Origin of the sequence: Nonomuraea turcica, assembly GCF_030718205.1 — a bacterium.
In the GTDB taxonomy this organism is placed as follows: Bacteria; Actinomycetota; Actinomycetes; order Streptosporangiales; family Streptosporangiaceae; genus Nonomuraea.
Genome location: NZ_JAUZQF010000008.1, coordinates 304,723 through 330,678 on the forward strand (window position 1 = coordinate 304,723; position 25,956 = coordinate 330,678).

Sequence of the window (25,956 nt, forward strand, 5' to 3'; positions counted from 1 at the left end):
CTTTTGGCGAAGCGTCTCGAAGGGATGAGATCCGGTGCAGTTCAACGTGCGACCCTATGTCTGCGGCGCTCTCGGCCGGATCGACACCGCCATACTCGGCAAGCTGACCGCCGCCGGCCCGCGCGTGCGCCCGGCGCTCCAGACGCCCGACGCGGCGTTGTTCAGCTCCACGCCGCTGCCGCCCTACCACCGCGTCGGCGACTCCTACGCGTTCGCGTGGGGCGAGCGCAGGCCGGCCGCGATCGAGGAGTGGATCGCGGTCGCGGAGACGTACGAGACCCCCGGCCTGATCGGCGACGCCGACAAGGTCACGTTGCACACGGGCGCGCTCGGACTGGTGGACGTCTACTACGTCCGTCAGGGCGACGCGGTCTACTTCTCGTCGCTGATCCAGCCGCTGCTCAGCCTGGTGCCGATCGCGATCGACTGGGCGGCCTGGGCCTCGATCATCCAGGTGACGTTCCCACTGGGCGAGGCGACCCCGTACACCGAGGTCAAGCGGCTGCCCGGGGCGAGCGCGCTGGTGTGGGAGCACGGACGGGTGGCCACCGAGCGGCGGCTGCCGCGCTGGCTGCGCACGGAGCCGTACGAGTCGTGGATCAGCCCGCGCGAGATCGTCGAGCTGCTGGATCGCGTCTACGAGGACTACGACGGGCGCAAGCTGCTCGTGCCGGTCAGCGGCGGCTACGACTCCCGGCTGCTGGCGAGCGTGGCCAAAGCCAGGGGCGCGGACGTCGAGTCCTGGACGACGAGCCCGGACGACGGCACCGACACCGACATCGCCTTCGCCAGGGCGATCACCAAGGAGCTCGGCATACCGCACCGGGTGATCACTCAGGACGCCGCCGACTACCCGCGGGATGCGATGGAGGTGGCCCGCAGGCTCGAATACCTGACGCCGCACCACGCCTGGTACGCACCCTTCGCCAAGGAGGTGCACGGCGCGGGCCGGATCCTGGTCGACGGCCTGGCCGGCGGCCCGCTGCTGAAGAACTTCATGGTCAGCGGGGCCGCGCTGGAGGCCAGGACCCAGGCGGAGCGCTCGGCGGCGGTCCTGGGCTCGTTGTCGCTCGGCGCGCCCTCGCAGCCGTTCCTGTCCAAGGCGGCCGCGGAGTGGATGGAGGAGGCCGTGCGCGAGCAGTTCGCGGCCGCCACCTCCATGCTCCACGGCCACCGGGCCGAGCTGCCGCTGTCGGTGCTGCACACCAGGACCGTGCGGGGCATCGCGCGCTCCGCGGTCAATCTGGTCGGGCCCGAGGCGTCGTTCGCGGCGCCGTTCATCCATCCGGACTTCTTCGACGCCGCGCTGTCGGTCGGGGTGGCGCGCAAGAACAAGGGCCGGTTCTACCGTGAGGTGCTGCACGCGGCCCATCCGCGGGTGGCCGCGCTGCCGTCCACGAACGTCGTCAAGCAGCCGCTCCAGCGGGTGCCGTTGCGGTCCACCGCGGCGCCTGCCCGAAATTATGCGCACAGCATGCTCGAGACTGTGGTCAACCGGGTTCCCGGGCTGGTGTCGGAGGAGCTGCACGAGCTGATCGCGGGTGGTCCCGACGCGCTGACCAGGTTCAATGGTTGGAATGACCGCTTCTGGGTGCGGGGATTGGTACTCTTCGGACTCTGGCTGAGCGACTTCGAGAACGACCTCACGGATCTGACGACACCGTTCTGAATGAACCGTGGGTAACAGGGCGATTACGTACGGATCTCGCGGGTATTAAACGTCGCACAGCAGAAGCGGGTTCCGGAAAGCCAACGGGCTGGTAGTGTTCGGCCCGTAAGCGCCGCACAAACGGGGCACCGGATCACAAATCCGGTCCCGTTCTAGGGCATGGAGTTCGCAGGGATGACGACTCCAGGCGGCGCGGTCACCAGACAAAAACGCCGGGGCAACCGGTGACTTCGTCCTGCCCACATCTCTTCCTGTGAGCGACATATGATCAACGCATCCCCAATGCCGGAGCCGATCTCCGAGGCGTTCGTCTCGGAAGACCCGGCCTGGTACAAGCGGGCGGTGTTCTACGAGGTTCTCGTCCGGGGGTTCAAGGACTCCAACGGCGACGGCACCGGAGATTTGCGCGGGCTGATCGAAAAGCTCGGCTACCTCGAGTGGCTGGGTGTCGACTGCCTGTGGTTGCTGCCGCTGTACGAGTCACCGCTGCGTGACGGCGGCTACGACATCTCGGACTACATGAAGATCCTTCCGGACTTCGGGGATCTTGGGGATTTCGTCCAGCTGATCGAGAGGGCCCATGAGCGGGGCCTGCGGATCATCACCGACCTCGTGATGAACCACACCAGCGACAGACATCCCTGGTTCCAGGCGTCCCGGCACGACCCCGAGGGTCCGTACGGCGACTTCTACGTGTGGTCGGACCACCCCGGCGGCTACCCCGACGCGCCGATCATCTTCATCGGCGCCGAGGAGTCCAACTGGACCTACGACCCCGTGCGCAAGCAGTACTACTGGCACCGTTTCTTCCACCACCAGCCGGACCTGAACTACGACAACCCGGCTGTGCAGGAGGCCATGCTGGAGGTGCTGCGGTTCTGGCTGGACCTGGGCATCGACGGGTTCCGGCTGGACGCGGTTCCCTACCTGTTCGAGCGGGAGGGCACCGCGTGCTCCGGGCTGCCGGAGACGCACTCCTACCTGAAGAAGATCCGCGCCGAGGTGGACCGGCTCTACCCGGACCGGGTGCTGCTGGCCGAGGCCAACGGCTGGCCCGAGGACGTCGTGGAGTATTTCGGCGACCCCACCACGGGCGGCGACGAGTGCCACATGGCCTTCCACTTCCCGCTCATGCCGCGCATCTACATGGCGGTCAAGAAGGAGACCCGCGAGCCGATCTCCGAGATCATGTCGCGCACGCCGAAGCTGCCGGAGCACGCCCAGTGGGGCATCTTCCTGCGCAACCACGACGAGCTCACGCTCGAGACGGTGACCGAGGAAGAGCGCGACTACATGCACAACGAGTACGCCAAGGACCCGCGCATGCGGGCCTACCTAGGCATCCGCCGGCGCCTGGCCCCGCTGCTCGACAACGACAGGGACCGGATCGAGCTGTTCACCGCGCTGCTGCTGTCGCTGCCGGGCTCGCCGATCATCTACTACGGCGACGAGATCGGCATGGGCGACAACATCTGGCTGGAGGACAGGGACGCGGTCCGCACGCCGATGCAGTGGAGCCCCGACCGCAACGCGGGCTTCTCCACGGCCGACCCCGGGCGGCTCTACCTGCCGGCCGTCATGGACCCGATCTACGGCTACCAGGCGGTCAACGTGGAGGCCCAGCAGCGGCATGAGGGCTCGTTGCTCCAGTTCACCCGCAAGATGCTGGAGATCCGGCGCAGGCACCCGGTGTTCGGGGTCGGGGCGTACACGGAAATGTGGTCGTCGACCCCGGCCGTGCTCACGTACGTCCGCGAGGACCGCGACGACGTGATGTTGTGCGTGAACAACCTGTCGAAGTTCCCGCAGCCGGTGGAGCTGGACCTGCGCAGATTCGAAGGCCTGATTCCGGTGGAGGCGCGCGGCGGGGTGCCGTTCCCGCCGATCGGCGAGCTGCCCTACCTGCTGACGCTGCCCGGCCACGGCTTCTACTGGTTCGCGCTCAAGCGCGCGGAGGCCGTCATGGGGGCCGTCGCCCCGTCCGTCAGCGCGAGGTGACCGGCACCTGGGCACGGGCCGCGCGGCGCGCAGGAATGAGCGCGACCGCGAGGGCCGTGCCCACGGCCGCCACGACGGCGACGGCCAGTGTCAGGGCCGACGGCGCGCGGCCGATGCCCGCTCCCACGCCGCTGGTGTGGCCCTGCAGGTCGATCAGTCCCTTCACCACGGACATGCCCGCCGCGGCGCCCGCGCCTACGCCGAGCACGACCAGCAGGCCCGTGCCCATCACCAGCGTGGCCATGACCTGACGCGGCGTCAGCCCCATGGCCTTCAGCACGGCCAGGTCGAAGGCGTGGTCGCGCAGGCCGAGGGCGCTGGCGGTGAGCAGGTTGGCCAGGCCGATCAAGGTCAGCACGGCGATCAGCGCCACGATCACCACCCTGATGATCGACAGCCGGTCGGCCGGGTTGACCGCGGCCTGCACGTCCAGGCTCTCGGCCGACTCGCCCAGCAACCTGCCGCGCACCTCGCCCTGGTCGGCGCCGGGCTTCAGGGCGAGCGCGTAGAACTCGGGCGGCACCGCGTCCTTGGCCGCCAGGCTGTCGAGTCCCACCGAGAGCACTTCGCCGTCCAGGTCGGGCTCGACGGTCCTGCCGACGATCCTGACGATCAGCGGCGTGCCGCCCACGGTCAGCCGCACCCGGTCGCCGATCTTGACACCCAGCAGGTCGAGCAGCCCCTGTCCGGCCACGGCCTCCCCCTGGCGGCCGTACATGCGGCCTTCGACCACGGGGAACGGGTAGGGCGTCGTGGAGCTGCCGATGGCCCGCACTCTGACCGAGCGGGCCTCGCCCGGCGCCAGGGCGTTGACGTCGGTGCCCGGGTAGACCGCGGCCACGTCCCTGTCCTGCTCGGCGATGCGCTTGGCGTCGGCCGGCTCCAGCTTGCCCGCCCTGACGTACAGAGAGGCGTGCTGGCCCACCTGCTCGGGATGGTCGGCGAAGTCGTCCAGCGTGGCCCACACGCCCAGTCCGATCGTGGTCATCATCATCGGCACGGCCAGCCCGAACGCCGTCAGGAAGGCCGGTGTCCGCCGGGTGAAGGCGTCCCTGGTGCCGAGGACGAGGGCGGGCGGCAGGCGTACGAGGAGGGCGAGCCTGGCCAGCCGGGACAAGTGGCCCCGCGGCGGCGCGGCCGGCGCGGCGGGGATCGGCGGCGTGCGCCCGCCGCGCCAGGCGGGCAGGCCCACGGCGGCCAGCACCACCAGCGCCGTGCCGCCGACGATGGCCAGCACGGGCACCGGCGCCACCGAGGTCGCGCCCAGGACCAGTGCCATCACGCCCCAGCCTGCGACCGCGCCGAGCGCGACGCCGAGCAGGCCGAGCGCGCCGTGCTCGACCAGCAGCAGCAGCGCGACCTGCCCCCTGGTGAAGCCCATGGACTTGAGCGTGGCCAGGTCGCGCAGCTGGCCGAGCACCCGGCCGCCGGCCGCGTTGGCCAGCGCGAGCGCGGCCGCCACCAGCCCGACCACGCCGAACAGCGCCAGCAGCGTGCCGAGCAGCCGGTTGTCCAGCTCCATGGCGGCTCTGACCTCGCGCCAGGTGTAGACCCGTTGCAGCTCGTCCTCCAGCATGACGACCGCCCGCTGGGAGGCGACCTGGGTGGCGTCGGGGTCGGCCAGGCGCAGCCCGGTGACCCATTCGCTGCGGCCGAGCATGGGCTCGACCCTGTCGAGCATGGCGGGCAGCACGTAGGCCAGGCCGGGCGTCCACTGCGGGTAGAAGCCCTGCTCGGCGGAGTCGGCGATGCCACGGACGTAGAGGGTGTGGCGCTCGCCGCTGAGCGCGATGACCGTGAAGGGCGCGCCGACCCTGAGCCGCAGCGCGGTCGCGAACGACCGCTCGACGACCACCCCGTCGGGCTGCGCGGCGTCCAGCCACTTGCCCTCGGCCACCAGCGGGTGCGCCACCTGCGGCGGCGTGGCGGGCATCGCGCGCAGCGCGGCCGGCTCCTTCTTGCCGTCCTGCGCCACGGTCACGGGCGCCGACCGGTAGGGGCCCGCGGTCTGTGTCACGCCGTCGATGCCGTTGAGGGCCACCCGCGGGCTGTCCTTGGTGTAAAGCCAGATGTGGGCCCCGTCGGTCTGCGCGAACAGGCTCCGCCACGGGTTCGTGCCGTCCTCGAGCAGGGTCGCCGCGGTGATCAGCGCGGCCACGATCCCGGCCACGGCGAGCACGGTCAGCACCGCCTGGCCCTTCCTGGCCCGCAGGTCGGCCCTGATCCACCGGCTCCCCGCCAGTGAGGCGCTCATGACGCGCTCCGCCCGCCACGCGCCGGCCCGGGTGCGCGTGGGGAAGGGACGGGTGCGAAGGCGGCGGGGCGGGGTGGGCTCATCGGAGGTCGATCACCTCGCCGGCCGTGCCGGTGCGCCTGCGGGCGATGCGGCCGTCGTCGACGATCTCCCCGTCGAACAGCGAAACCAGCCGGTCGGCCAGGCTCGCCACGCGGGCGTCGTGGGTGACCATGACGATCGTCTGGCCCTCTTTGTGCACATCGCTGAGCAGGCGCAGCACGTCGCGCGTGTTGCGGCTGTCGAGGTTGCCGGTCGGCTCGTCGGCCAGCAGCAGGCTGGGCTGGTTGGACAGCGCCCTGGCCAGCGCCACCCGCTGCTGCTCGCCACCGGACAGCTGCGCGGGCGCGGCGTCGGCGCGGTCGGTGAGGTTGAGCGCGGCCAGCAGGCTCTCCCTGCGCTCGCGGGCGACCTTGGGCGAGGCACCGGCCAGCAGCGCGGGCAGCTCGACGTTGTCGCCCACGGTCATGTTGGCGACGAGGTTGAAGAACTGGAAGACGAAGCCGATCTTCTTGCGCCGCAGCACCGCCCACGCGCTCTCCGAGAGCGTGTCGGCGCGCTTGCCGTCGAGCCAGATCTCGCCGCTGGTCCTGGTGTCGAGCCCGCCCAGCATGTGGACGAGTGTGGACTTGCCCGACCCGGACGGCCCCATGATCGCGACGAACTCGCCCGGCTCCACCTGCAGGTCCACCCCGCGCACGGCAGGCACGGGCACCGCGCCATCCTGGTAGATCTTGACCAGATTGACCGTTTTCAGGACCGTGCTCATGCCAGATCCTCCTGGCACCGCTCCAGCCAGTCAAGGTCGGCCTGCAGGTGCAGCATGGCCCCCTCGATGAGCAGAATGGCCACCCGGTCCGTCGGCGGCGTGCGGGACAGCAGGTCGTTGAGGTCGCTCATGAGTCCCAGATAGTGGCGGCGCTGCCGGTTGATCAGCGCCATCCGGTCGGCGATGCCGGTGAGCGGGGCGAGCACGAGCTTCATGAAGAACTCATCGCGTACCCTAGGCCCTTCGGTGGGCTCGTCCACCCAGGTGGTGAGCAGGTCGCGGCCCTTGGCGGTCAGGTAGTAGACCTTCTTGTTGGGCCGGTTGGACTGCTCCACGTCCACGGCCCTGACCAGGCCGTCCTTCTCCAGCCTGCCGAGCGTCACATAGATCTGCCCGATGTTCGGCGAGGGATAGGCGCTGCCGAAGGTCTGCTCAAGGGCCTGCTTGAGCTCATAGCCGTGGGCCGGCTCCTTGGCCAGGAGCGCGAGCAGGTGAAGCCGCACGCCTCACCTCCCGCTGTGTTACGAATGCGTTACGCGGTTATCCGTTGACCTTCAGATTACAGGTGTGCATAACATGAATGCATCTACCTAACACGTATGTAACCACTCTGAACACGGAGGAAACAGAGTGCCGCGCTCGCTTTCGCTCATACTGGCCGTCATCCTGGCGGCCGGCGGCTGCGCGACGGCGGGCGAGGAGGGCGGCGGCGAGACGAGTACGGGCGGAACCGGCCCCATCACGTTCGCCACCGGCCGCGACACCACGGCTTACCTGCAACCCTTGCTGGATCGCTGGAACCAGGCCCACCCGGCCGAGAAGGTGACGCTGCTGGAGCTGCCCGAGGCCGCCGACGAGCAACGCGCTCAGATGGTGGCCAACCTCCAGGCCCAGAGCAGCCGCTACGACGTGCTGGGGCTCGACGTGGTGTGGACCGCCGAGTTCGCGGAGAACGGCTGGATCATCCCCCTGGAGCGCGGGTTGTTCCCGCTCGACAGGTTCCTGCCGCCGGTCGTGGAGACGGCGATCTACAAGGACAAGCTCTGGGCCGTCCCGTACACGAGCAACGCGGGACTGCTCTACTACCGGACCGACCTGGTCAAGAAGCCGCCGCGGACGTGGGCCGAGCTACGCGATCAGTCACGTGAAATTACGAAAAATCACAATATAGGAGGCTATGCCGGGCAGTTCTTGGCCTATGAAGGGCTCACCGTGAACTTCTCCGAGGCGGTGCAGTCGGCCGGCGGGCAGATTCTCAGCCACGATGGCACGGAGGTGACCCTCGACCCGGCCAAGGGCGAGACCGCGCTCGACTTCCTGCTCCAAGGCCTGCGCGAAGGCTGGATACCCAAGCGGTCGCTGAGCTTCAAAGAAGAGGAGTCGCGCCTGGCCTTCCAGGAAGGCGAGCTGGCCTTCGCCCGCAACTGGCCGCACGCCTACGGTCCCGCCAAGGCGACGCTGGGCGACAAGCTGGGCGTGACCCGGCTGCCCGGGCTCACCGGCCCCGGCTCCAGCACGCTGGGTGGCGCCAACCTGGCCATCAGCGCCTTCTCCAAGCACCAGCAGACCGCCCAGGAGTTCATCCGCTACTTCACGAGCCTGGAGAACGAGCGCCGCGTCCTCACCGAGGGGTCCTTCCCTCCCGTGTGGACCGAGCTCTACGACGATCCCGACCTGATCAAGCGCTTCCCGTACCTGCCGGTGCTCAAGGAGAGCATCCTCGCCGCCAAGCCACGGCCGGTCAGCGCCAACTACAACCAGCTGAGCCTGGTGATCGCAAGCTCGGTCGCCAAGGCCCTCAGCACCCCCACCCCCGAGTCCGCCGACGACGTCGCGGTCTCCATGAAGTCCGAACTCGAAGAAATCATCAGAACCCAGTGAGGCAGCCATGCGAAAAGCCAGTGCAGCAGCGATCCTGGCCGGGCTCGCGCTAGCCGTCGCCGCCTGCGGTAACGCGCCGACGACGACGCAGCCCACCGCCACGGGGTCCGCGCCCGCGACCGCCGGCGCTAAGACCCTCGAGGGCGTGAAGCTCGAGGTCGCCGCCAAGTGGACCGGAGCCGAGCAGAAGAACTTCGAGCAGGTGCTCAAGGCGTTCTCCGACAAGACCGGCGCCCAGGTCACCTACGCCTCCACCGGTGAGGACACCGGCGCCTTCCTCGGCCCCCGCATCCAGGCCGGCAGCCCGCCGGACGTGGCCATTCTGCCGCAGCCGGGTCTGGTGCAGCAGTACGTGGAGCAGAAGGCGCTCAAGCCGCTCACCGACGCCGTCACCGCGGAGATCGACACCAACTACACGCCGTACTGGAAGGAGCTCGGCTCCGTCGACGGCCAGGTCTACGGCGTGCTGATCAAGGCCGCGCACAAGTCGCTGGTCTGGTACCGGTCGCAGGCGTTCGACGACGCCGGCGTGCAGCCGGCGACGACCTGGGACGAGCTCGTCAAGAACGCGCAGACCATCGCCGACTCGGGCACGCCGCCGTTCTCGCTCTGCGGCGCCTCCGGCTGGACGCTGACCGACCTCTTCGAGAACGTCTACCTGTCCACCGCGGGCCCGGAGAACTACGACAAGCTCTCCAAGCACGAGATCCCGTGGACCGACCCGACCGTGACGACCGCGCTGGAGAAGATCCAGCAGATCGTCGGCAAGCAGGAGTTCCTGGTCGACGGGACCTCCGGCACGATGCAGACCGACTTCCCCACCTGCGTGAGCAAGGTCTACAGCAACAAGAAGTCCGCCATGGTCATCGAGGCCGACTTCGTGGCCGTCGAGGCCGAGCAGTCCGGCGCCAAGGTGGGCGAGGAGGCGAAGTACTTCCCGTTCCCGAAGGCCGGTGACACCACTCCCGTCATCCTCGGCGGCGACGTCGCGGTGGCGATGAAGGACTCGCCCGGCGCCATGGCACTGCTGCAGTTCCTGGCCTCCAAGGAGGGCGGCGAGATTTGGGCCAAGCTGCCCGGGTACCTGTCGCCCAACAAGAACGTCTCTCCCGACAACTACCCGAACGAGCTGACCAAGCAGCTCGGGCAGACGATCATCTCGGCCGGCGACGCCGTCCGTTACGACATGTCCGACCTCGCGCCCAGCGCGTTCGGCGGCACCGATGGCAAGGGCGAGTGGAAGGTCCTGCAGGACTTCGTCCGCAAGCCGACCGACGTCAAGGGCGCCCAGGAGGCGCTCGAAGCCGAGGCCAAGAAGGCCTGGAAGTAAAGAGGTAAGGCCGTGACCGAACGGTTGGACGGCCCGAAGGTCCCGCCCGCGGAGATCGCGGGCGGGGCCGCCACCGGACCGGCTGAAACCCCCCGCACGAAACAACGCCTCGGCCCCTCGCCGGTGGTCGCCATCGCCTTCCTCCTCCCAGCGGCGCTGCTGCTGGGGATCTGGGTGGTCTACCCGATCGTCTACTCGATCTTCCGCAGCCTGTTCGACGCGAACGGCACCGGATTCGTCGGCCTGGGCAACTACACGACGATCTTCACCGACTCCGGCACGCTCACCACGATCCGCAACAACCTCATCTGGGTGGTCATCGCCCCGATCGTGGTCACCACGCTGGGCCTGATCTTCGCGGTGCTGACCGAGCGCATCAAATGGGCGACGGCGTTCAAGCTGATCGTGTTCATGCCGATGGCGGTCTCGCTGATGGCGGCCGGCGTGATCTTCCGCCTGGTGTACGAGGAGAACCCGGACAAGGGCCTGGCCAACGCGGTGCTGACGACCGTGCACGATACGTTCTCCTCCTCGCAGGGCTACCCGGAGGCCCGCCCGCGCGAGGGCGCCCAGTCCCCGGTCGCCGCCCAGAACGGCGCGGTCGTCACCAAGCAGCCCGTCCAGGCGGGCCAGCAGGTGCTGATCCCGATCGTCGGCGTCAAGCCGGCCGTCATGCCGGCCAACGCGCGGCCGGCCCCGGAATCGGCGAGCGGCAGCGGGATCTTGGGCATCGTCTGGTTCGACTTCACGCCAGGAGGCGGCGGCCAGAGCGGCGCGGTGGACACCGGTGAGAAGGGCCTGCCCGGCATGACCGTCGAGGCAGTGCAGAACGGCCAGGTCGTCGCGACCTCCACGACCGACGACCAGGGCGCGTTCCGCTTCGCGGACCTGCCTGCGGGCTCCTACACGATCCGCCTGCCGCAGTCGAACTTCGAGGCGTCCTACGGCGGGCTGACCTGGCTCGGCCCGACGCTGATCACGCCGGCGATCATCGGCGCGTTCGTCTGGGTGTGGGCCGGGTTCGCCATGGTCCTGCTCGCGGCGGGGCTGGCGGCGATCCCGCGGGACGCGCTGGAAGCGGCCCGCATCGACGGCGCCACGGAGTGGCAGGTGTTCCGCAAGATCACCGTGCCGCTGCTGTCGCCGGTGCTCCTCGTCGTCTTCGTGACGATGATCATCAATACCCTGAAGGTGTTCGACCTGGTGTTCATCATCGCGCCGGCCTCGGTCCAGCCGCAGGCGAACGTGGTCGCGCTGGAGATGTGGCGCGTGTCGTTCGGCGGCGGGAACAACCAGGGGCTGGGCAGCGCGCTCGCCATCCTCCTGCTGATTCTGGTCCTTCCCTTCATGATCATGAACATCCGCCGGTTCAGGAGGGAAGACACATGACGAGCGCGACTGCTACCGCCCCGCAGGGGCTGGAAACGGGTGCGCCGCGCAGGGGCGTGCTGAGCAAGATCGTGGATCGGACCGGCAGCGGCGCCGTCCAGATCATCATGGTGCTGCTGGGCCTGTTCTGGCTGGTGCCGACGCTCGGCCTGCTGGTCGTCTCCATGCGGACCACGCCGGTCAACAACGCCGAGGGCTGGTGGACGGTCTTCACCAAGCCGGCCGAGCTGACCATCCAGAACTACCAAAACCTGCTGGGCAGCGGCTTCACGGCGTCCTTCTGGAACACCGTGCTGATCACGGTGCCGACCACGGTCCTGGTGATCGGCATCGCGGCGATGGCGGGATACGCGTTCGCGTGGATGGACTTCCCCGGGCGGGACGCGGCCTTCCTGGTCGTGGTCGGCCTGCTCATCGTGCCCATCCAGATCGCGCTGATCCCCGTCGCCACGCTCTACGGAAACGCCGGCATCTTCGGCTCGATCCCGGGCGTGGTGCTGTTCCACGTGGCGTTCGGGCTCCCGTTCGCGATCTTCCTGCTCCGCAACTTCTTCGTCGGCATCCCGGCGTCGCTGCTGGAGGCGGCACGCATGGACGGGGCCTCGGAGTGGAAGATCTTCGCGTCGGTGGTGTTCCCGCTGGGCAAGCCCGCGATCGCCTCGCTGGGCATCTTCCAGTTCCTGTGGGTGTGGAACGACATGCTCATCGCGTTGGTCTTCGCCAACACCGAGAACCAGCCGATGACCAAATATCTGCAGTCTCAGATGCGGCAGTTCGGGTCGAACGTTGACATCCTCTCGTCCGGCGCGTTCCTGTCGCTGATCATCCCGCTGATCATGTTCTTCGCGTTCCAGCGGTACTTCGTCCAGGGCATGATGGCCGGCTCGGTGAAGTGACGGCTTACGGGCGCCTGCACAGCGGGCGCCCGTAACGTCCGTTTTCGTCGTTCCGATGCATCGTCATGAAGCGTCTTCTCGCTCTCACCGCAGCAGCCTTCATCTCCCTTCCCCTCTCCCCCGCCCTCGCGCACGACGGCGCACCCGGCGCGCCGGGTGCGGGTGACCCGTACTTCCCCGATCAGGGGAACGGCGGCTACGACGCCGGCCATTACGACCTCTCGCTCGACTACGACCCGTCATCCGCACGCCTCATCGGCGTGGCCGGGATCACCGCCCGGGCCACACAGGCGCTGAGCCGTTTCAATCTGGATCTCGTCAGCACCCTGGCGGTGCGGTCGGTGACGGTGGACGGCCGGCCCGCCGCCTTCACGCAGAGCGGCTCCGAGCTGGTGGTCACGCCCGCCAGGAGCCTCCCTTCAGGCCGCGGCTTCTCCGTCGTCGTCCGGTACGACGGCAAGGCCACGCACGTCATCGACCCCGACGGGTCGCTGGACGGGTGGATCAAGACGAGCGACGGCGTCTTCAACGCCAACGAGCCCCAGGGCGCCATGACCTGGTATCCAGGCAACCACCACATGACCGACAAGGCGACCTATCGGTTCACGGTGACCGTACCGAGCACCCGGGTGGCGGTGGCCAACGGGGACCTGGTGGCGAAGTGGTCGCAGGGCGAGCGCACCACGTCGGTGTGGGACTCCCATGAGCCGATGGCCAGCTACCTGGCCACGGTGTCGATCGGCAAGTTCGAGTTCGCCGACGCCAGGATCGGTGGTTACCGCGTCACCACCGCCGTGGACCCCAAGCTGGCCGGCGACGCGAAGGGCTTCCCCGAGCGGCACCCGCCGGTGCTCGACTACTTCAGCTCGGTCTTCGGCCCGTACCCGTTCTCCTCGACCGGCGGGATCGTCGACCATGCCCCTGAGGTCGGCTACGCGCTGGAGACCCAGACGCGGCCCATCTACCCGCGGGTCCCCAGCGAGTCGCTGCTCGCGCACGAGCTGGCGCACCAGTGGTTCGGCAACTCGGTGACGCCGACGTTGTGGCGTGACATCTGGCTCAACGAGGGCTTCGCCACCTACGCGGAGTGGCTCTGGGTGGACAAGCTCGGCACCCGTACCGTGCAGGCCTCGTTCGACGCGGCCTACGCGACGGCGGCCGAGGACGACTTCTGGCAGAGCCCGCCCGCCGACCCGGGCGGCCCGGAGAACCTCTTCCACGACCCCGTCTACGACCGCGGCGCGATGACCCTGCACATGCTGCGGCGCGAGGTCGGTGACGCGGCGTTCTTCGCGATCCTGCGCGCGTGGGCGAGCGACTACAAGTACGGCAACGCCGACACGGCCGCCTTCATCGCCCTGTCCGAGCGGGTGTCCGGCAAGCAGCTCGACGCTCTCTTCGAGGCCTGGCTCTTCAAACCCGGCAAGCCGGCGCTGTGATCATTCTGGTACGGCTTGAGAGCGACGTTTCGGCCTCAAGCCGTACCAGACCTAGATAAGCTCATCGGCCATGGCCGGTCGTCCACTGAACGAAGTCGTCGAAGCCGGATGGGCCACAGCGCTTGAGCCCGTCGCCGAGCAGATCTCCCTGATGGGCGAGTTCCTGCGCAAGGAGATCGCTGAGGGCAGGCAATACCTCCCCGCGGGGACCAACGTCCTGCGTGCGTTCAACCAGCCCTTCGACGAGGTCAAGGTGCTGATCGTGGGCCAGGACCCCTACCCGACGCCCGGCCACCCGGTCGGGCTGTCGTTCTCGGTGGCTGCGGACGTCCGGCCGCTGCCGGGCAGCCTGGTCAACATCTACAAGGAGATGGAGACCGACCTCGGCCTGCCGCGTCCCGCCAACGGCGACCTGACGCCGTGGGCGGAGCAGGGCGTGCTGCTGCTCAACAGGGTGCTCACCGTGATGCCCGGCAAGCCGGCCTCGCACCGGGGCAAGGGCTGGGAGCAGGTCACCGAGCAGGCCATCCGCGCGCTGGTGGCGCGGGCCAAGCCGATGGTGGCGATCCTGTGGGGCCGCGACGCGCGTAACCTCGCGCCGATGCTCGGCGACGTGCCGCGCATCGAGTCCGCCCATCCCTCCCCGTTGTCGGCGCGCAGCGGCTTCTTCGGCTCGCGGCCTTTCAGCCGGGCCAATGAGCTGCTCGCCCAGCAGGGCGCGGCGCCTGTGGAGTGGAAGCTGCCTTAGCTCAGCGGCTGAGTACGCGCCGCAGGACCCGCTCCAGCGTGGCGAGCGGGTCGGGGTCGGCGTCCGGGGAGCGCCAGGCCACATATCCGTCCGGCCGGACCAGGACGGCGCCGCCCCCGCTGACGCCGTACCTCTCCCGCCAGCAGCCCTCCGCGTCCTTCAGCTCGTCGCCGATCAGCAGCCGCGTGAGCTGCACCCCCAATCGCTCCTTGATCAGGCGTCCGGCGTCGATCCACGCCTGACCCCCTTCTTTGTCGGCCAGCAGGACGAAGCCGGAGCCGAACAGGTCGATGGTGGAGATGGGCTGACCCTCCCAGTCGAGCACCACGTGCGGGGCGCGGCTGCCTGGACGACCGTGCGGCACGCGGGGATCCTCCAGGATCGAGCCGTCGTCGCCGGGTTCGTCCAGAATCGCCGTGGAGTGGTAGCGGTATCCGATGAGGGCGCCGATCGGGTCCTCCAGGGGCTCGGGGTAGCCGACACGGGCCGCGGGAGGCATGCGTACGCCGAGGTTGGCGAGCTGGGCGTCGGCCGTCAGCGTGCCGATGGGACGGCGCTCGGCGTCGTAGGTGTCGAGGAACCCGGGACCGGCCTGCCCGGAGAGCACCAGCCAGAGCCGCCAGGCGATGTCACAGCCGTCCTGGAGCGCCGTGCTGCCGCCCTGCCCGCCGGTGGGCGGCATGGTGTGGGCCGCGTCCCCCGCGAAGAACACCCGCCCGGCCCGGTAGGTGTCGGCCAGCACGTGCGCCATGGCGAAGGTCGTCTTGTCCAGGATGCGCACGTCCAGGTCGGGCCGGTCGGCGGCGATGCGGATCAGCTCGACGCAGCGCTCGTCGGGGAAGTCGGCCTCGCTCTCGCCCTCCGCGAGGTTGACGCCGAGCACGTGCGCGCCCACGCCGGTGCCGGTCAGGATCACTCCGGTGAAGACCTCGTTCTGCAGGTACCACAAGGTGACCTCGCGGTCGCGCACCAGGCCGGACAGGTCGGCGTCGAACATGATCGAGCACGTCCGGCCCAGCTCCCCCTTGCCGGAGGCCGGCACGCCCAGGAGCCGGCGCAGCGGGCTCCGGTAGCCGTCGGCGGCCACGACGTAGTCAGCCCGCACCAGGCGCTCCTCACCGGCGGTGCGGATCAGCGCCGTCACCCCGGCCGCGTCCTGCTCCAGCGAACGCAACTCGGTGGAGAAACGCAGGTCGGCGCCGAGCTCCTCGGCCCTGTGGCGGAGCACGCGCTCGACCTCGGCCTGGGGCGCGCCGACCATCGCGGCGGGGGTGATGCCGGCCAGGAAGGCCAGCTCCTCGCGCTCGTCGCTCATGATCATGTGCGGGTCCGGGTCGGCCAGGCTCTTGCCGATCGCGATGCGCATGTTGTCGCCGATGCCGGCCCACATGTCGCTCAGGGCTTCTTCGACGCCGGGCACGGGGCGCAGCAGCTCGACGGCTCGCGGGCCGACGCCGAACGCCTTGGGCTGGACCGATGTGCTCGGGTGCCGTTCGACCAGCATGACCGGCACGTCGCGCCAGGCCAGGAGCAGCGCCGCGCTCAGCCCCCCATACCCGCCGCCGACCACGAGGACCGGCACTCGCTCATGCTCCATTGCTCTCCCCCTTCGGGAACGCGTACTATCGCGTCTGGCGGTCGAGCACACGATATGTCGCGTCGATGGAGAGAGTCAAGATATATCTCGAGTTGGCTGAGAGGTCTCCCCCGGCATGGTCGGCGGGAGGACTACTCCGACAGGTGGCGTTCCAAGGACTCGACCTTGGAGGTCATGCCGTCCGTGATCCCCTGCCGCATGTCGGCCTTGAGCACCAGGCTCACCCTGGGAGCGACCTCCGCCACCGCCTCCACGGCCCGCTTGACGACGTCCATGACCTCGTCCCACTCACCCTCGATCGTGGTGAACATCGCGTCCGTCCGGTTGGGCAGGCCGCTGGAGCGGACCACCTTGACGGCGCGGGCAACGGGCTCGGCGACGCCCTCGCCGACGCCCAGCGGGGTGATGGAGAATGCGACGATCACGGTGTGCCCCTTGCGGCTATGGGTGCGGCTGGAAGGTCTCGATCTTAGCGAGCGACATGCGAAAAGCCACGACGCCTCCGAACGCCGTGGCCACCGCTGTGTCGGTCACACGTGGTCGTGCTCTTCTTCTTCCTCGCTGGGTCCCTCCGACGGCTCCACGCCGAGCACGGCCTCGCGGGGCTCGATCTCGGCGATATGGTCGACCAGCGCCAGCACGTGGTCCGGCTCGATCAGCCACTGCAATGCCGAGGCGCCGGTGTCGTCGGCGTTGACGAGCTCGGCCTGCTCCGTACGCTCCTCCTCGGTGAGGTCCGCGTCGGGGTGGCGGATCTCGGCCAGCGCCGCCGCCTGCAGCGCGTCGATGTCGAGCACCTCGACGGTCAGCTCGACCGTGAGGCGCAGGAACTTCGGTTCATCACTCATGGCGACGATCGTAGTCGTGTCGCCGTGGCCAGAAGTGCTCAGGACGACCACGCGTGGCGGGCCAGGAACCCGCGCTCGCCGGTGGCGTACTCCTGGAACGCCTGCCGCACCTCCTCCAGCTCCGGCACCTCCGTGCGGATGAGCGTGCCCTCTTTGTACTCCAGGTCGTAGCCCGGGGAGACCTGCAGGAAGTGGCGGCCGAAGTTCACCAGGGCCACGAACGGGTTCTGCGGGGACAACGTGGCCAGCACGTCGTGCACCAAGCCGAGGTCGGGATCGTGCACGATCATCCCGTCCCCGGTGTGCAGTTGCATGCCGTCGTAGACGCCCAGCGGCGCCACGTTGTGCACGAGGTCGCGTTGCGGGTCGTAGCAGACCAGGCCGTGCGCCCGCGCGATCGTGAACACCTGCGCGGACGTCTCGTCCATCGTGTCCAGATCCATCGTCACCAGCACGTGCCCCGGATAGACCGTGACCTCGCCGGGCAGCTCCTTGGCGACGTCGGGCACGTCCCCGGTCACCGGCTCGGTCCGCTTGACCGCCAGATAGGCGGCGCGGGCCTGGTCCCTGCTGATCGGCACCGGCTCGTCCCAGACCATCAACTCAACGCTCATCGGTCCATCTTCTCCAACCCGCATCGCGACCGTGCGCCGCAGGGGCCGTTAAGCAGGTCACTACCTGGGTTTTTCCGACTCCGGCACCAGTTCGGAGGTGCAGTGGGCGCAGCGCCGGGCCTCGGCAGGGATGTCGCTGAGGCACTCGGGGCACTGCTTGGTCGTGGCCGCCTTGTCGCGATCGAACAGTCTGATCAGCTTGGTCATCGGGGCCACGATCAGCCAGTAGACGATGGCCGCGATGAGCAGGAAGCTGATCACGTGGTTGAGGAAGTCACGTGGCGCCGACGATCACGGCCACCGCCAGCTCCACGATGTTGCCGCGAAGTAAGAACTGCTTGAAACCGCTCATGACGCGCCACGTTGCCGGGAACCGGCCTCGCAAACTCCTGCCACGACGGCAGGACCGGCTCACCCTCGCTCAGCTGGAGTAACGACCTGGTGAGCGTGGGAAGGAAGAAGGAGGTTCGGCAATGCCCGGGTTGTCCGGCTGAGCGGGGGGACAGAACATGGGGAGAGACCGCAAGGGAGCCTCGATGATCGAGATCTGGCCGGGAGACCCCTATCCGCTCGGAGCCACCTATGACGGGGCCGGCACCAATTTCTCGCTCTACACCGAGGTCGCGGACCAGGTCGAGTTGTGCCTGTTCGACGAGGACAACGTGGAGTCGAGGGTGCCGCTCAGTGAGGTGGACGGCTTCATCTGGCATGGCTACCTGCCGGGCATCGGGCCTGGCCAGCGATATGGCTACCGGGTCCACGGGCCGTACGATCCGGCGCGCGGGATGCGGTGCAATCCGGCCAAGGTGCTGCTCGACCCCTACGCCATGGCCATCGAGGGCGGGGTGACCTGGAACGAGGCCGTGTACGGCTACCGCTTCGGCCACCCCGACACGCGCAACGACCTGGACTCGGCCCCGTACGTGCCGCGTTCGGTCGTGATCAACCCGTTCTTCGGCTGGGGCCACGACCGGCCGCCCGCCAGGCCGTACCACGACACTGTGATCTACGAGGCCCACGTGCGCGGGTTGTCGATCAGCCATCCCAAGATCCCCAAGCATCTGCGCGGCACGTACGCGGCCCTGCACCACCCCGAGATCCTCGACCACCTCACCAAGCTGGGCGTGACGGCGCTGGAGCTCATGCCGGTGCACCAGTTCGTCACCGACCACATCCTGGAGCAGCGCGGGCTGTCCAACTACTGGGGTTACAACTCGATCGGGTTCTTCGCGCCGCACAACCGCTACTCCAGCCAGGGGCAGCGCGGCGGGCAGGTGCTGGAGTTCAAGGCCATGGTCAGGGGGCTACACGAGGCGGGCATCGAGGTGATCCTGGACGTCGTCTACAACCACACCGCCGAGGGCAACCATCTGGGGCCGACGCTGGGCTTCCGGGGGATCGACAACGTCAACTACTACCGGCTGGTCAGCAACGACAAGCGGTACTACGTGGACACCACCGGCACGGGCAACAGCCTGCTCATGCGCTCCCCGCACGTGCTGCAGATGATCATGGACTCGCTGCGATACTGGGTCATCGAGATGCACGTGGACGGGTTCCGCTTCGACCTGGCCTCGACGCTGGCCAGGGAGCTGCACGAGGTGGACCGGCTGAGCGCGTTCTTCGACCTGGTGCAGCAGGACCCCGTGTTGTCGCAGGTCAAGCTCATCGCCGAGCCGTGGGACGTCGGCCCCGGCGGCTATCAGGTCGGCAACTTCCCGTCCCGGTGGACCGAGTGGAACGGGCGCTACCGCGACACCATCCGCGACCTGTGGCGCGGGCAGGCGGCCACCCTGCCGGAGTTCGGGTCGCGCTTCACCGGCTCGAGCGATCTCTACCAGGACGACAGCCGCCGGCCCGCCGCCTCGATCAACTTCGTCACCTGCCACGACGGCTTCACCCTGCAGGACCTGGTCTCGTACAACAACAAGCACAACGAGGCCAACAAGGAGGGCAACCGCGACGGCACCGACGACAACAGGTCGTGGAACTGCGGCGAGGAGGGCCCGGCGGGCATCGCCATCGAATCGCTGCGCGAGCAGCAGAAACGCAACTTCCTCACCACGCTGTTCCTGTCCCAGGGCGTGCCCATGCTCTCCCACGGCGACGAGCTGGGCCGCACGCAGCGGGGCAACAACAACGGCTACTGCCAGAACAACGAGCTGACCTGGGTCGACTGGTCGGACGTGCGGGAAAACTGGCTGCTGCTGGAGTTCACGCAGAGCCTGGCGGCGCTGCGGAAGAAACATCCGGTGTTCCGCCGCAGGAGGTTCTTCTACGGCAAGCCGGTCCGTGGCCAGAACGACATCGCCTGGCTCACCCCCTCCGGTGAGGAGATGACCGACAGCGACTGGACCGTCGGATACGCCAAGTCGCTGGCCGTCTTCCTCAACGGCGAGGCCATCACCGAGCCGGACCGGCGCGGCCGGCCGATCCGGGACGACTCGTTCCTCCTGCTGTTCAACGCCCACTACGACACGATCAAGTTCACGATCCCCGAGGACTATGGCGAGATGTGGCACACGGAGATCGACACCGCCATGCCGATCATGCTCGACGCGCGGATGTGCCGCGGCGGCGAGGCGATCGCGGTGCCCGGCCGCAGCGTACGGGTGCTGCGCCGTGTCTAAGCCGGTTTCCACCTACCGGGTGCAGCTGACCCCGGACTTCGGCTTCGCCCAGGTGGCCGAGATCGCCGGCTACTTGCGCGACCTCGGCGTGAGCCACGTCTACCTGTCGCCGATCCTGCAGTCCACGCCCGAGTCGCGGCACGGCTACGACGTCATCGACCACTCCAGGATCAGGGACGAGTTCGGCGGGGCGAGCGGATTCAGGGAGATGGCACAGCAGCTGGCCGCCCAGGACCTGGGCGTGGTGGTGGACATCGTGCCGAACCATATGAACACGATGAACGCCCAGTTCTGGTCGGTCTTAAAAAACGGGCCGGACTCGCCGTACGCGAAGTGGTTCGACATCGAATGGGTGGACGGGAAGGTGGCGCTGCCGGTCCTCGGGGACGACACGCCGCCTGTGGTCGATGGCGACGTGCTGCGTTACCACGAGCACACCTTCCCCTATCCCGGGCACTACCGGCTGGTCGACTGGCGCGAAGGGCCCGGCTACCGGCGCTTCTTCGACGTGTCGACGCTGATCGGGCTGCGGGTGGAGGACCCGGCCGTGTTGTTCGCCACGCATGAGGTGATCTTCTGGCTGCTCGACGAGGGGCTGGTGGACGGGCTGCGGGTGGATCACCCGGACGGGCTCGCCGACCCGCGCGGCTACCTCGACCGGCTGCGGGCCCGGGCAGGCGAGACCTGGACGGTCGTCGAGAAGATCCTCATCGGTCCCGAGCTGCTGCCCGGCGACTGGGCCTGCGACGGCACCACCGGCTACGACGTGCTCAACCGGGTCAACGGCCTCTTCGTCGACCCGGCGGGCAAGGAGCCGCTCGTCCGGCTCTTCACCGAACTGACCGGGCAGCCCGCCGATTACCGGCCGGTGATGGCCCAGGCCAAGCGGGAGGTCCTGGAGCTGTTCTTCGGCGCCGAGGTCAACCGGCTGGCCAGGGCCACCGGGTGCGCTCCCGACGCGGTGCGGGAGCTGCTCGCCGCGATGCCGGTCTACCGCGCGTACGTGGTGCCGGGCGAGCCGGCGCCGCCCGAGTCCGTCGAGATCGTCGAGCTGGCCGCCGAGGCCTGCTCCCCCGCCGTGCAACCGCTCGTCCGCCAGGTCCTGTACGGCTCCGCCGAGTCCATCGTGCGCTTCCAGCAGTCGTGCGGCCCGGTCATGGCCAAAGGGGTCGAGGACACGGCTCTCTATCGGTGGTATCCGCTGGCCTGCCTCAACGAGGTCGGCGGAGAGCCGGACGCGTTCGGGGTTTCCGTAGAGGACTTCCACGACTACTGCGCCGAGCTGCTGCCGTACACGATGACCACGCTGTCCACCCACGACACCAAGCGGTCGGAGGACGTGCGGGCCCGGCTGTCGGTGTTGTCGGAGCTGCCGGAGGAGTGGGCCGCGGCGGTGGCGCAATGGTCGGCGACCGTGCGGTTCGATCCCCACCTGGACTATCTGGCCTGGCAGAACCTCATGGCGGCCTGGCCCATCTCGGCCGAGCGGTTCACGGACTACCTGCTCAAGGCGGCCCGCGAGGCGAAGACCGCCATTTCCTGGATAAATCCGGATCCGTCCTATGAGCGGGGCTTGCGGGAGTTCGCCGAGGCCGCCGTCCGGCTGCCGATCGGGGAGTTCACCGAGCGGATCGAGCCCTTCGCGATGTCCAACTCGCTGGGCGCCAAGCTCGTGCAGCTCATGATGCCCGGGGTGCCCGACGTGTACCAGGGCAACGAGACGACCGACTTCTCACTCGTCGATCCGGACAACCGGCGGCCGGTGACGTACCCGCGCAAGCCCGAGACCTCGTGGGACGCGGCCAAACTCCTGGTCACCACCCAGGCGCTGCGGCTGCGCCGGCGGCTCGGGGGCGCGGCGGCGTACCTGCCGATGCGCGCGGAGGGGGAGGCGGCGGAGCATGTGATCGCCTTCGCCCGCGGGGACGATCATCACCCGCGGGCCGTCGCCCTGGCCACCCGGCTCCCGGTGCGCCTGGCCAGGACCGGCTGGGGCGGCACGACGTTGACGTTGCCCGCGGGCACATGGCGGGACCTGCTCACCGGCGGCCTCCATACGGGCCGGATCCCGCTCGCTCACCTGCTCGGTCAATACCCCGTCTCACTCCTGGAGAGACATGATCTTTGAGGTCTGGGCGCCGAACGCCACGTCAGTCGAAGTGATCGTCCTGGGTGGCCGGCGCCCGATGTCCCGCGGGGCGGACGGATGGTGGTCGGCCGAGGTGGAGGAGGCCGGGCACGGCGCCAGGTACGCCTTCATGGTGGACGGCGAGGGCCCGTACCCCGATCCGCGGACGCGGCGGCAGCCGGACGGCGTCTTCGGGCCGAGCGCCGTGTACGACCACGCCCGCTTCACCTGGTCCGACCACGAATGGAAGGGACGGGACCTGCGCGGGGCCGTGATCTACGAGCTGCACATCGGGACGTTCACGACCGAGGGGACGTTCCAGGCGGCCGTCGAGCGGCTCGAGCACCTCGTCGAGCTCTGCGTGGACTTCGTGGAGATCATGCCGGTCGCGCCCGTTCCAGGGGGGCGGAACTGGGGGTACGACGGCGTGGACTTGTACGCCGTGAACGAGACCTATGGGGGACCCGACGGGCTCAAGTCGTTCGTGGACGCCTGCCACCGGGCCGGGATCGGCGTGATCCTGGACGTCGTCTACAACCACCTCGGGCCGTCCGGGAACTTCCTGCACCCGTTCGGGCCGTACTTCGCCGGCTTCAAGGGGAGCTACTGGGGCGATGCCGTCAACCTGGACGGGCCCGGCTCCGACGAGGTGCGGCGATACTTCATCGGCAACGCGGTGCAGTGGCTGCGCGACTACCACATCGACGGGCTGCGACTGGACGCCGTGCACGCGCTGCACGACCGGCGCGCCACTCACCTGCTGGCCGAGCTGGCGGTGGAGGTCGACGCGCTGGCCTGCGCGCTCGGCCGCCCGCTGACCCTGATCGCCGAGTCCGACCTCAACGACCCGCGCATGGTGCGGCCTCTGGAGGCCGGCGGGCTGGGCATGACCGCGCAGTGGAACGACGACGTGCACCATGCCCTCCACTGCGCGGTGAGCGGCGAGCGCCACGGCTACTACGCGGACTTCGCCGGCCTGCCCGCGCTGGCCAAGACGCTGATGGGCGGCGTGCTGCACGATGGGTCGTACTCGAGCTTCCGTGGGCGCGCGCACGGTCGTTCGTTCGCGGGCGTGCCCGGGCACCGGCTGGTGGCCTGCCTGCAGAACCACGACCAGATCGGCAACCGGCCGGCCGGGGACCGGCTGCCGATCCCGGCGCTCAAGCTCGGGGCAGGGCTGCTGCTCACCTCGCCGTTCACGCCGATGTTGTTCATGGGGGAAGAGTGGGGGGCGCGCACGCCGTTCCTGTTCTTCTCCGACCACCTGGAGCCCGCGCTGCGCGAGAGCGAGGGAGAGCGGCGTGAGCGGGAGTTCGACGGGTTCGGGTACGTGTGGGAGGCGCCCGACCCGTCCGAGGAGGAGACGTTCCTGCGCTCGAAGCTGGACTGGAGCGAGGTGAAGGAGGAGGCGCACTGGTCGTTGCTGTGCTGGTACCGCGACCTGATCGCGCTGCGCAAGGCGCTTCCCGAACTGTCGGATCCGCGGCTGGAGCGGGTGCGGGTGGAGGTGGATCCGCTCGGGACGTGGCTGATCATGTGGCGGGGGGCGCTGGCGGTCTGCGTGAACTTCGCGCAGGAATCGGTGACGGTGCCGGTGCCGGCCGGGACAGTGCTGCTGGCCTCGGACGAGCCTGTCTCAGCGGGCGAGGACGGGCTACGACTTCCTGGCCAGTCCCTGGCGATCTGCCGTCCCGCGTCTCCGTGACCGTCACCGCGGCCGGAGCCTGCGTGCCACGTCCAGCCATGCGGTCACCTCAGCGGCGGTGAAGTGCCGGATGGCCCAATCCACCATGCGCAGGCTCATGTGTGCCCAGCAGAGGAGGGCCACCGTGTCGGGCACGTCCACGTGCAGGTCAGGGGCGCGTTGGGCCAGGTCGAAGCGGAGCGTGAATAGGTCGAAGTCCCCGTGACCGCGGGTGGCGCCATCCCAGTCGATCACGCCCGTGACCGCTCCTGCCGCGTCCACCAGCACGTTCTCCGGGTGGAAGTCGGTGTGGACGAGGTCGTCACCCTCAAGAGTGTCAGGAAAGGCCCGGCCGATCTCCTCCACTTGATCGAGCAGGTGTCGTGTCCGGCTGTCGTAGGTGCGGAGCGATTCGTGCAAACAGAAGCCCGGCCCGTCCTCGCGTAGATGGAGCCGGAGTCCTGGGATGTCGGAACGCCCGGCCAGGATGCCGCGGCACCGCCGATTGATCTCAATCATGGACTGCACGATCGCCGCTGTAGGGGTGAACGCCGGGGAGCCGGGGAGCAGCTCCTGGACGACCACCGGAGGCTGGACCAGTTCGTACCTCGGCGCGGGGATGCCCGTGGCCCGCGCCACTGTCAACAGGTGGCTCACATCGGGACCGTGCGTCAGCACCGATCGGTGGCCGTCAGGCCAGCGCACGTAGGCCGCGCCTACCTGGCCGCCAGGGCAAGGCCCGTCGTAGGCAAGAGGTACGGGGAGGTCAGGCAGGTACTGGTGGACGTCGAGGCGGGGCACCGGAGGAAGTGTCACAAGGTCCTCATGCGTCAGGTCGGGGCACCTTCAAACCAGGACACCTCCAAGAGGGCGCACCTCTCACATGTGAGCACCTTCAACCGGGACGGCGAGTTTTCCACAGCGCCGGCACTTCTTGTCACCGTTGTCCACAGAATCCGATTCGCTCCCACCGGCCCAGCCGCCATCTCCGATCCTGAGTGCCTCACCAACCCGACGGGATCCCATCACGATCACGGAGGCCACTCATGAAGATCATTCTCCCGTTGCCTCGCACGTTGACATCCCTGTTCGTCATCGCCATGGAGCATCTGCCGTTCGATCTCGGCTCGTTCGTGCCCTGGCGCGTCGGAGGACCGCATAAGAAGGCCGTGGTCAGCGCGATGGGCAGCCGATCCCTGACCGTGACCCACCATGCGACCCCGTGGAAACCATCCGGAGCCGCACTCACCGACGACGACAGACGCCGCCTCCGCCGCACGAAGCAGCACATCGTCGTGTCGGCTACAGCGCCGCCACACAAGCTTCCCGTCCAGGTGCAGGCGGCACGAGCAGTCGCCCGGTCCCTGGCCCGCGAATGCGACGGCATCCTGATCGACCCTTTGCTCGGCTCCACCCTTCTCACCTGCGGCAGATGCGCCACCGAGCCGGCCGAGTTCGACCTCGGCGACGACTGGCTCGCCTGGGACGTCCAGGTCCACGACGACGCCACGTGCCCGCCCTGGGACCCGGCCGACACGGCCGTGTGCGGCTGCCTGCGCGTCACCTCGCGAGGCCTGCGCCGCTTCGCCCTGCCCGAGATCACCCTCGACGGCGCGGCCTGCGCCCACAACCTGTGCGCGACCAACCTCCTCCGCACGGTCGCCCACCGCCTGGTCACGGACCACCTGGCCTACGTCACCACCCACCCGCACGCCACCGAGCGTCACCTCGACGATTTCCTCCGCATCCAGCCATCGGACCAGCCAGACGGGACCGGCCTGCCCTTCGGCGTGCACCTGACTCCCTACGACGCCGACACGGGCGAGCTGGGGCGCACCGGCAGCATCCGCCGCCTGAAGGTCGGCCCCGCCCCCGGCACGGGCCAGATCACCTGCCTCAAGGTCGGCCCACCGTCCGGGTTCACCGGCTCGCTCAACGACTGGCTCTGCGCCACCCAGGCCACCCACCACGCCACCCTGACCTCCGTCGACTGCCACTCCCCGGACCCGGCACAGGTCCTGGCGGCATAGAAGAGCTCAGCTG

The 25,956-nt window shown here is 68.9% G+C and carries 22 protein-coding genes; 12 read left to right on the forward strand and 10 right to left on the reverse strand.

The genetic code is table 11. The features are described from left to right. The first annotated feature begins 34 nt into the window (after window positions 1-34). Both Q9G87_RS22600 and treS read left to right on the forward strand, forming a co-directional pair. Complete coding sequence (locus tag Q9G87_RS22600) at window positions 35-1,669, forward strand: asparagine synthetase B family protein (protein ID WP_305918411.1); 1,635 nt, start codon at window positions 35-37, stop codon at window positions 1,667-1,669. A gap of 282 nt (window positions 1,670-1,951) precedes the next feature. Beyond that, window positions 1,952-3,667, forward strand: a complete 1,716-nt coding sequence (gene treS, locus Q9G87_RS22605; RefSeq protein ID WP_305918412.1) for a maltose alpha-D-glucosyltransferase — start codon at window positions 1,952-1,954, stop codon at window positions 3,665-3,667. Here treS and Q9G87_RS22610 read toward each other — a convergent pair. From Q9G87_RS22610 to Q9G87_RS22620, 3 genes are all read right to left on the reverse strand, one after another. After that, window positions 3,654-5,921 (reverse strand): ABC transporter permease, encoded by a 2,268-nt coding sequence (locus Q9G87_RS22610; RefSeq protein WP_305918413.1) that lies wholly within the window; start codon window positions 5,919-5,921, stop codon window positions 3,654-3,656. The genes treS and Q9G87_RS22610 overlap by 14 nt on opposite strands. Window positions 5,922-6,000: 79 nt before the next feature. Next, window positions 6,001-6,729 carry an ABC transporter ATP-binding protein gene (locus tag Q9G87_RS22615; protein ID WP_305918414.1) on the reverse strand — a complete coding sequence of 243 codons (729 nt, stop codon included), beginning with the start codon at window positions 6,727-6,729 and terminating at the stop codon, window positions 6,001-6,003. Next, a complete protein-coding gene (locus Q9G87_RS22620; RefSeq protein ID WP_305918415.1) occupies window positions 6,726-7,232 on the reverse strand; it encodes a PadR family transcriptional regulator in 507 nt (168 codons plus the stop codon). Before Q9G87_RS22620 ends, Q9G87_RS22615 begins: the two co-directional genes overlap by 4 nt. 127 nt (window positions 7,233-7,359) lie before the next feature. On the opposite strand from Q9G87_RS22620, the gene Q9G87_RS22625 reads away from it, so the two are divergent. From Q9G87_RS22625 to Q9G87_RS22650, 6 genes are all read left to right on the forward strand, one after another. Further along, on the forward strand, window positions 7,360-8,610 hold the full coding sequence (locus tag Q9G87_RS22625; RefSeq protein ID WP_305918416.1) for an ABC transporter substrate-binding protein: 1,251 nt from the start codon (window positions 7,360-7,362) through the stop codon (window positions 8,608-8,610). A 7-nt stretch (window positions 8,611-8,617) separates the two neighbouring features. Continuing rightward, window positions 8,618-9,940 carry an ABC transporter substrate-binding protein gene (locus tag Q9G87_RS22630; RefSeq protein WP_305918417.1) on the forward strand — a complete coding sequence of 441 codons (1,323 nt, stop codon included), beginning with the start codon at window positions 8,618-8,620 and terminating at the stop codon, window positions 9,938-9,940. Window positions 9,941-9,952: 12 nt separating this feature from the next. Then, entirely contained in the window at window positions 9,953-11,329 is a 1,377-nt protein-coding gene (locus Q9G87_RS22635; RefSeq protein ID WP_305918418.1) for an ABC transporter permease, read from the forward strand. Beyond that, the gene (locus Q9G87_RS22640; RefSeq protein ID WP_305918419.1) at window positions 11,326-12,225 is read left to right on the forward strand and encodes a carbohydrate ABC transporter permease; all 900 of its coding nucleotides are present in this window, start codon (window positions 11,326-11,328) and stop codon (window positions 12,223-12,225) included. The genes Q9G87_RS22635 and Q9G87_RS22640 overlap by 4 nt, the downstream gene beginning before the upstream one ends. A gap of 65 nt (window positions 12,226-12,290) precedes the next feature. Continuing rightward, a complete protein-coding gene (locus tag Q9G87_RS22645) occupies window positions 12,291-13,664 on the forward strand; it encodes a M1 family metallopeptidase (RefSeq protein ID WP_305918420.1) in 1,374 nt (457 codons plus the stop codon). Between the two features lie 70 nt (window positions 13,665-13,734). Then, on the forward strand, window positions 13,735-14,412 hold the full coding sequence (locus Q9G87_RS22650; protein WP_305918421.1) for a uracil-DNA glycosylase: 678 nt from the start codon (window positions 13,735-13,737) through the stop codon (window positions 14,410-14,412). 1 nt (window position 14,413) lies between these two features. On the opposite strand, the gene Q9G87_RS22655 is transcribed toward Q9G87_RS22650, so the two are convergent. From Q9G87_RS22655 to Q9G87_RS60715, 6 genes are all read right to left on the reverse strand, one after another. Beyond that, complete coding sequence (locus tag Q9G87_RS22655) at window positions 14,414-16,009, reverse strand: FAD-dependent monooxygenase (protein ID WP_305918422.1); 1,596 nt, start codon at window positions 16,007-16,009, stop codon at window positions 14,414-14,416. A 131-nt stretch (window positions 16,010-16,140) separates the two neighbouring features. Then, window positions 16,141-16,434 (reverse strand): MTH1187 family thiamine-binding protein, encoded by a 294-nt coding sequence (locus Q9G87_RS22660; protein ID WP_305918423.1) that lies wholly within the window; start codon window positions 16,432-16,434, stop codon window positions 16,141-16,143. A 105-nt stretch (window positions 16,435-16,539) separates the two neighbouring features. Continuing rightward, window positions 16,540-16,857 carry a hypothetical protein gene (locus tag Q9G87_RS22665; RefSeq protein ID WP_305918424.1) on the reverse strand — a complete coding sequence of 106 codons (318 nt, stop codon included), beginning with the start codon at window positions 16,855-16,857 and terminating at the stop codon, window positions 16,540-16,542. A gap of 38 nt (window positions 16,858-16,895) precedes the next feature. Then, window positions 16,896-17,471, reverse strand: coding sequence for a hypothetical protein (locus tag Q9G87_RS22670; protein WP_305918425.1), 576 nt, complete (start codon window positions 17,469-17,471; stop codon window positions 16,896-16,898). A gap of 60 nt (window positions 17,472-17,531) precedes the next feature. Beyond that, a complete protein-coding gene (locus tag Q9G87_RS22675; RefSeq protein WP_371825808.1) occupies window positions 17,532-17,732 on the reverse strand; it encodes a hypothetical protein in 201 nt (66 codons plus the stop codon). A gap of 13 nt (window positions 17,733-17,745) precedes the next feature. Then, on the reverse strand, window positions 17,746-17,823 hold the full coding sequence (locus tag Q9G87_RS60715; RefSeq protein ID WP_371825809.1) for an MscL family protein: 78 nt from the start codon (window positions 17,821-17,823) through the stop codon (window positions 17,746-17,748). Window positions 17,824-18,007: 184 nt separating this feature from the next. Here Q9G87_RS60715 and glgX point away from each other — a divergent pair, with 184 nt between their 5' ends. Genes glgX through treZ form a run of 3 tightly spaced genes read left to right on the forward strand, consistent with a single transcriptional unit; the run spans window position 18,008 to window position 23,934 of the window. Then, on the forward strand, window positions 18,008-20,101 hold the full coding sequence (gene glgX / locus Q9G87_RS22680) for a glycogen debranching protein GlgX (protein ID WP_305918426.1): 2,094 nt from the start codon (window positions 18,008-18,010) through the stop codon (window positions 20,099-20,101). Beyond that, window positions 20,094-22,229 (forward strand): malto-oligosyltrehalose synthase, encoded by a 2,136-nt coding sequence (gene treY, locus Q9G87_RS22685; protein WP_305918427.1) that lies wholly within the window; start codon window positions 20,094-20,096, stop codon window positions 22,227-22,229. The genes glgX and treY overlap by 8 nt, the downstream gene beginning before the upstream one ends. Next, window positions 22,219-23,934 (forward strand): malto-oligosyltrehalose trehalohydrolase, encoded by a 1,716-nt coding sequence (gene treZ, locus Q9G87_RS22690; protein WP_305918428.1) that lies wholly within the window; start codon window positions 22,219-22,221, stop codon window positions 23,932-23,934. Before treY ends, treZ begins: the two co-directional genes overlap by 11 nt. Before the next feature lie 3 nt (window positions 23,935-23,937). Here treZ and Q9G87_RS22695 read toward each other — a convergent pair whose 3' ends face one another. Further along, window positions 23,938-24,570: a phosphotransferase family protein gene (locus Q9G87_RS22695; RefSeq protein WP_305918429.1), complete on the reverse strand. Its 633-nt coding sequence runs from the start codon at window positions 24,568-24,570 to the stop codon at window positions 23,938-23,940. Between the two features lie 389 nt (window positions 24,571-24,959). Between Q9G87_RS22695 and Q9G87_RS22700 the strand changes: the two genes are divergently transcribed. Then, a complete protein-coding gene (locus Q9G87_RS22700) occupies window positions 24,960-25,943 on the forward strand; it encodes a hypothetical protein (protein WP_305918430.1) in 984 nt (327 codons plus the stop codon). Window positions 25,944-25,956 lie beyond the last annotated feature (13 nt).

Bases quoted from the DNA above. Each gene is read 5' to 3' on its own strand.
- treS (WP_305918412.1), top strand. From the start codon at position 1,952: ATGCCGGAGCCGATCTCCGAGGCGTTCGTCTCGGAAGACCCGGCCTGG.
- Q9G87_RS22610 (WP_305918413.1), bottom strand. From the start codon at position 5,921: ATGAGCGCCTCACTGGCGGGGAGCCGGTGGATCAGGGCCGACCTGCGG.
- Q9G87_RS22615 (WP_305918414.1), bottom strand. From the start codon at position 6,729: ATGAGCACGGTCCTGAAAACGGTCAATCTGGTCAAGATCTACCAGGAT.
- Q9G87_RS22630 (WP_305918417.1), top strand. From the start codon at position 8,618: ATGCGAAAAGCCAGTGCAGCAGCGATCCTGGCCGGGCTCGCGCTAGCC.
- Q9G87_RS22640 (WP_305918419.1), top strand. From the start codon at position 11,326: ATGACGAGCGCGACTGCTACCGCCCCGCAGGGGCTGGAAACGGGTGCG.
- Q9G87_RS22645 (WP_305918420.1), top strand. From the start codon at position 12,291: ATGAAGCGTCTTCTCGCTCTCACCGCAGCAGCCTTCATCTCCCTTCCC.
- Q9G87_RS22650 (WP_305918421.1), top strand. From the start codon at position 13,735: ATGGCCGGTCGTCCACTGAACGAAGTCGTCGAAGCCGGATGGGCCACA.
- Q9G87_RS22655 (WP_305918422.1), bottom strand. From the start codon at position 16,009: ATGGAGCATGAGCGAGTGCCGGTCCTCGTGGTCGGCGGCGGGTATGGG.
- Q9G87_RS22665 (WP_305918424.1), bottom strand. From the start codon at position 16,857: ATGAGTGATGAACCGAAGTTCCTGCGCCTCACGGTCGAGCTGACCGTC.
- Q9G87_RS22670 (WP_305918425.1), bottom strand. From the start codon at position 17,471: ATGAGCGTTGAGTTGATGGTCTGGGACGAGCCGGTGCCGATCAGCAGG.
- Q9G87_RS60715 (WP_371825809.1), bottom strand. From the start codon at position 17,823: ATGAGCGGTTTCAAGCAGTTCTTACTTCGCGGCAACATCGTGGAGCTG.
- glgX (WP_305918426.1), top strand. From the start codon at position 18,008: ATGATCGAGATCTGGCCGGGAGACCCCTATCCGCTCGGAGCCACCTAT.
- treZ (WP_305918428.1), top strand. From the start codon at position 22,219: ATGATCTTTGAGGTCTGGGCGCCGAACGCCACGTCAGTCGAAGTGATC.
- Q9G87_RS22700 (WP_305918430.1), top strand. From the start codon at position 24,960: ATGAAGATCATTCTCCCGTTGCCTCGCACGTTGACATCCCTGTTCGTC.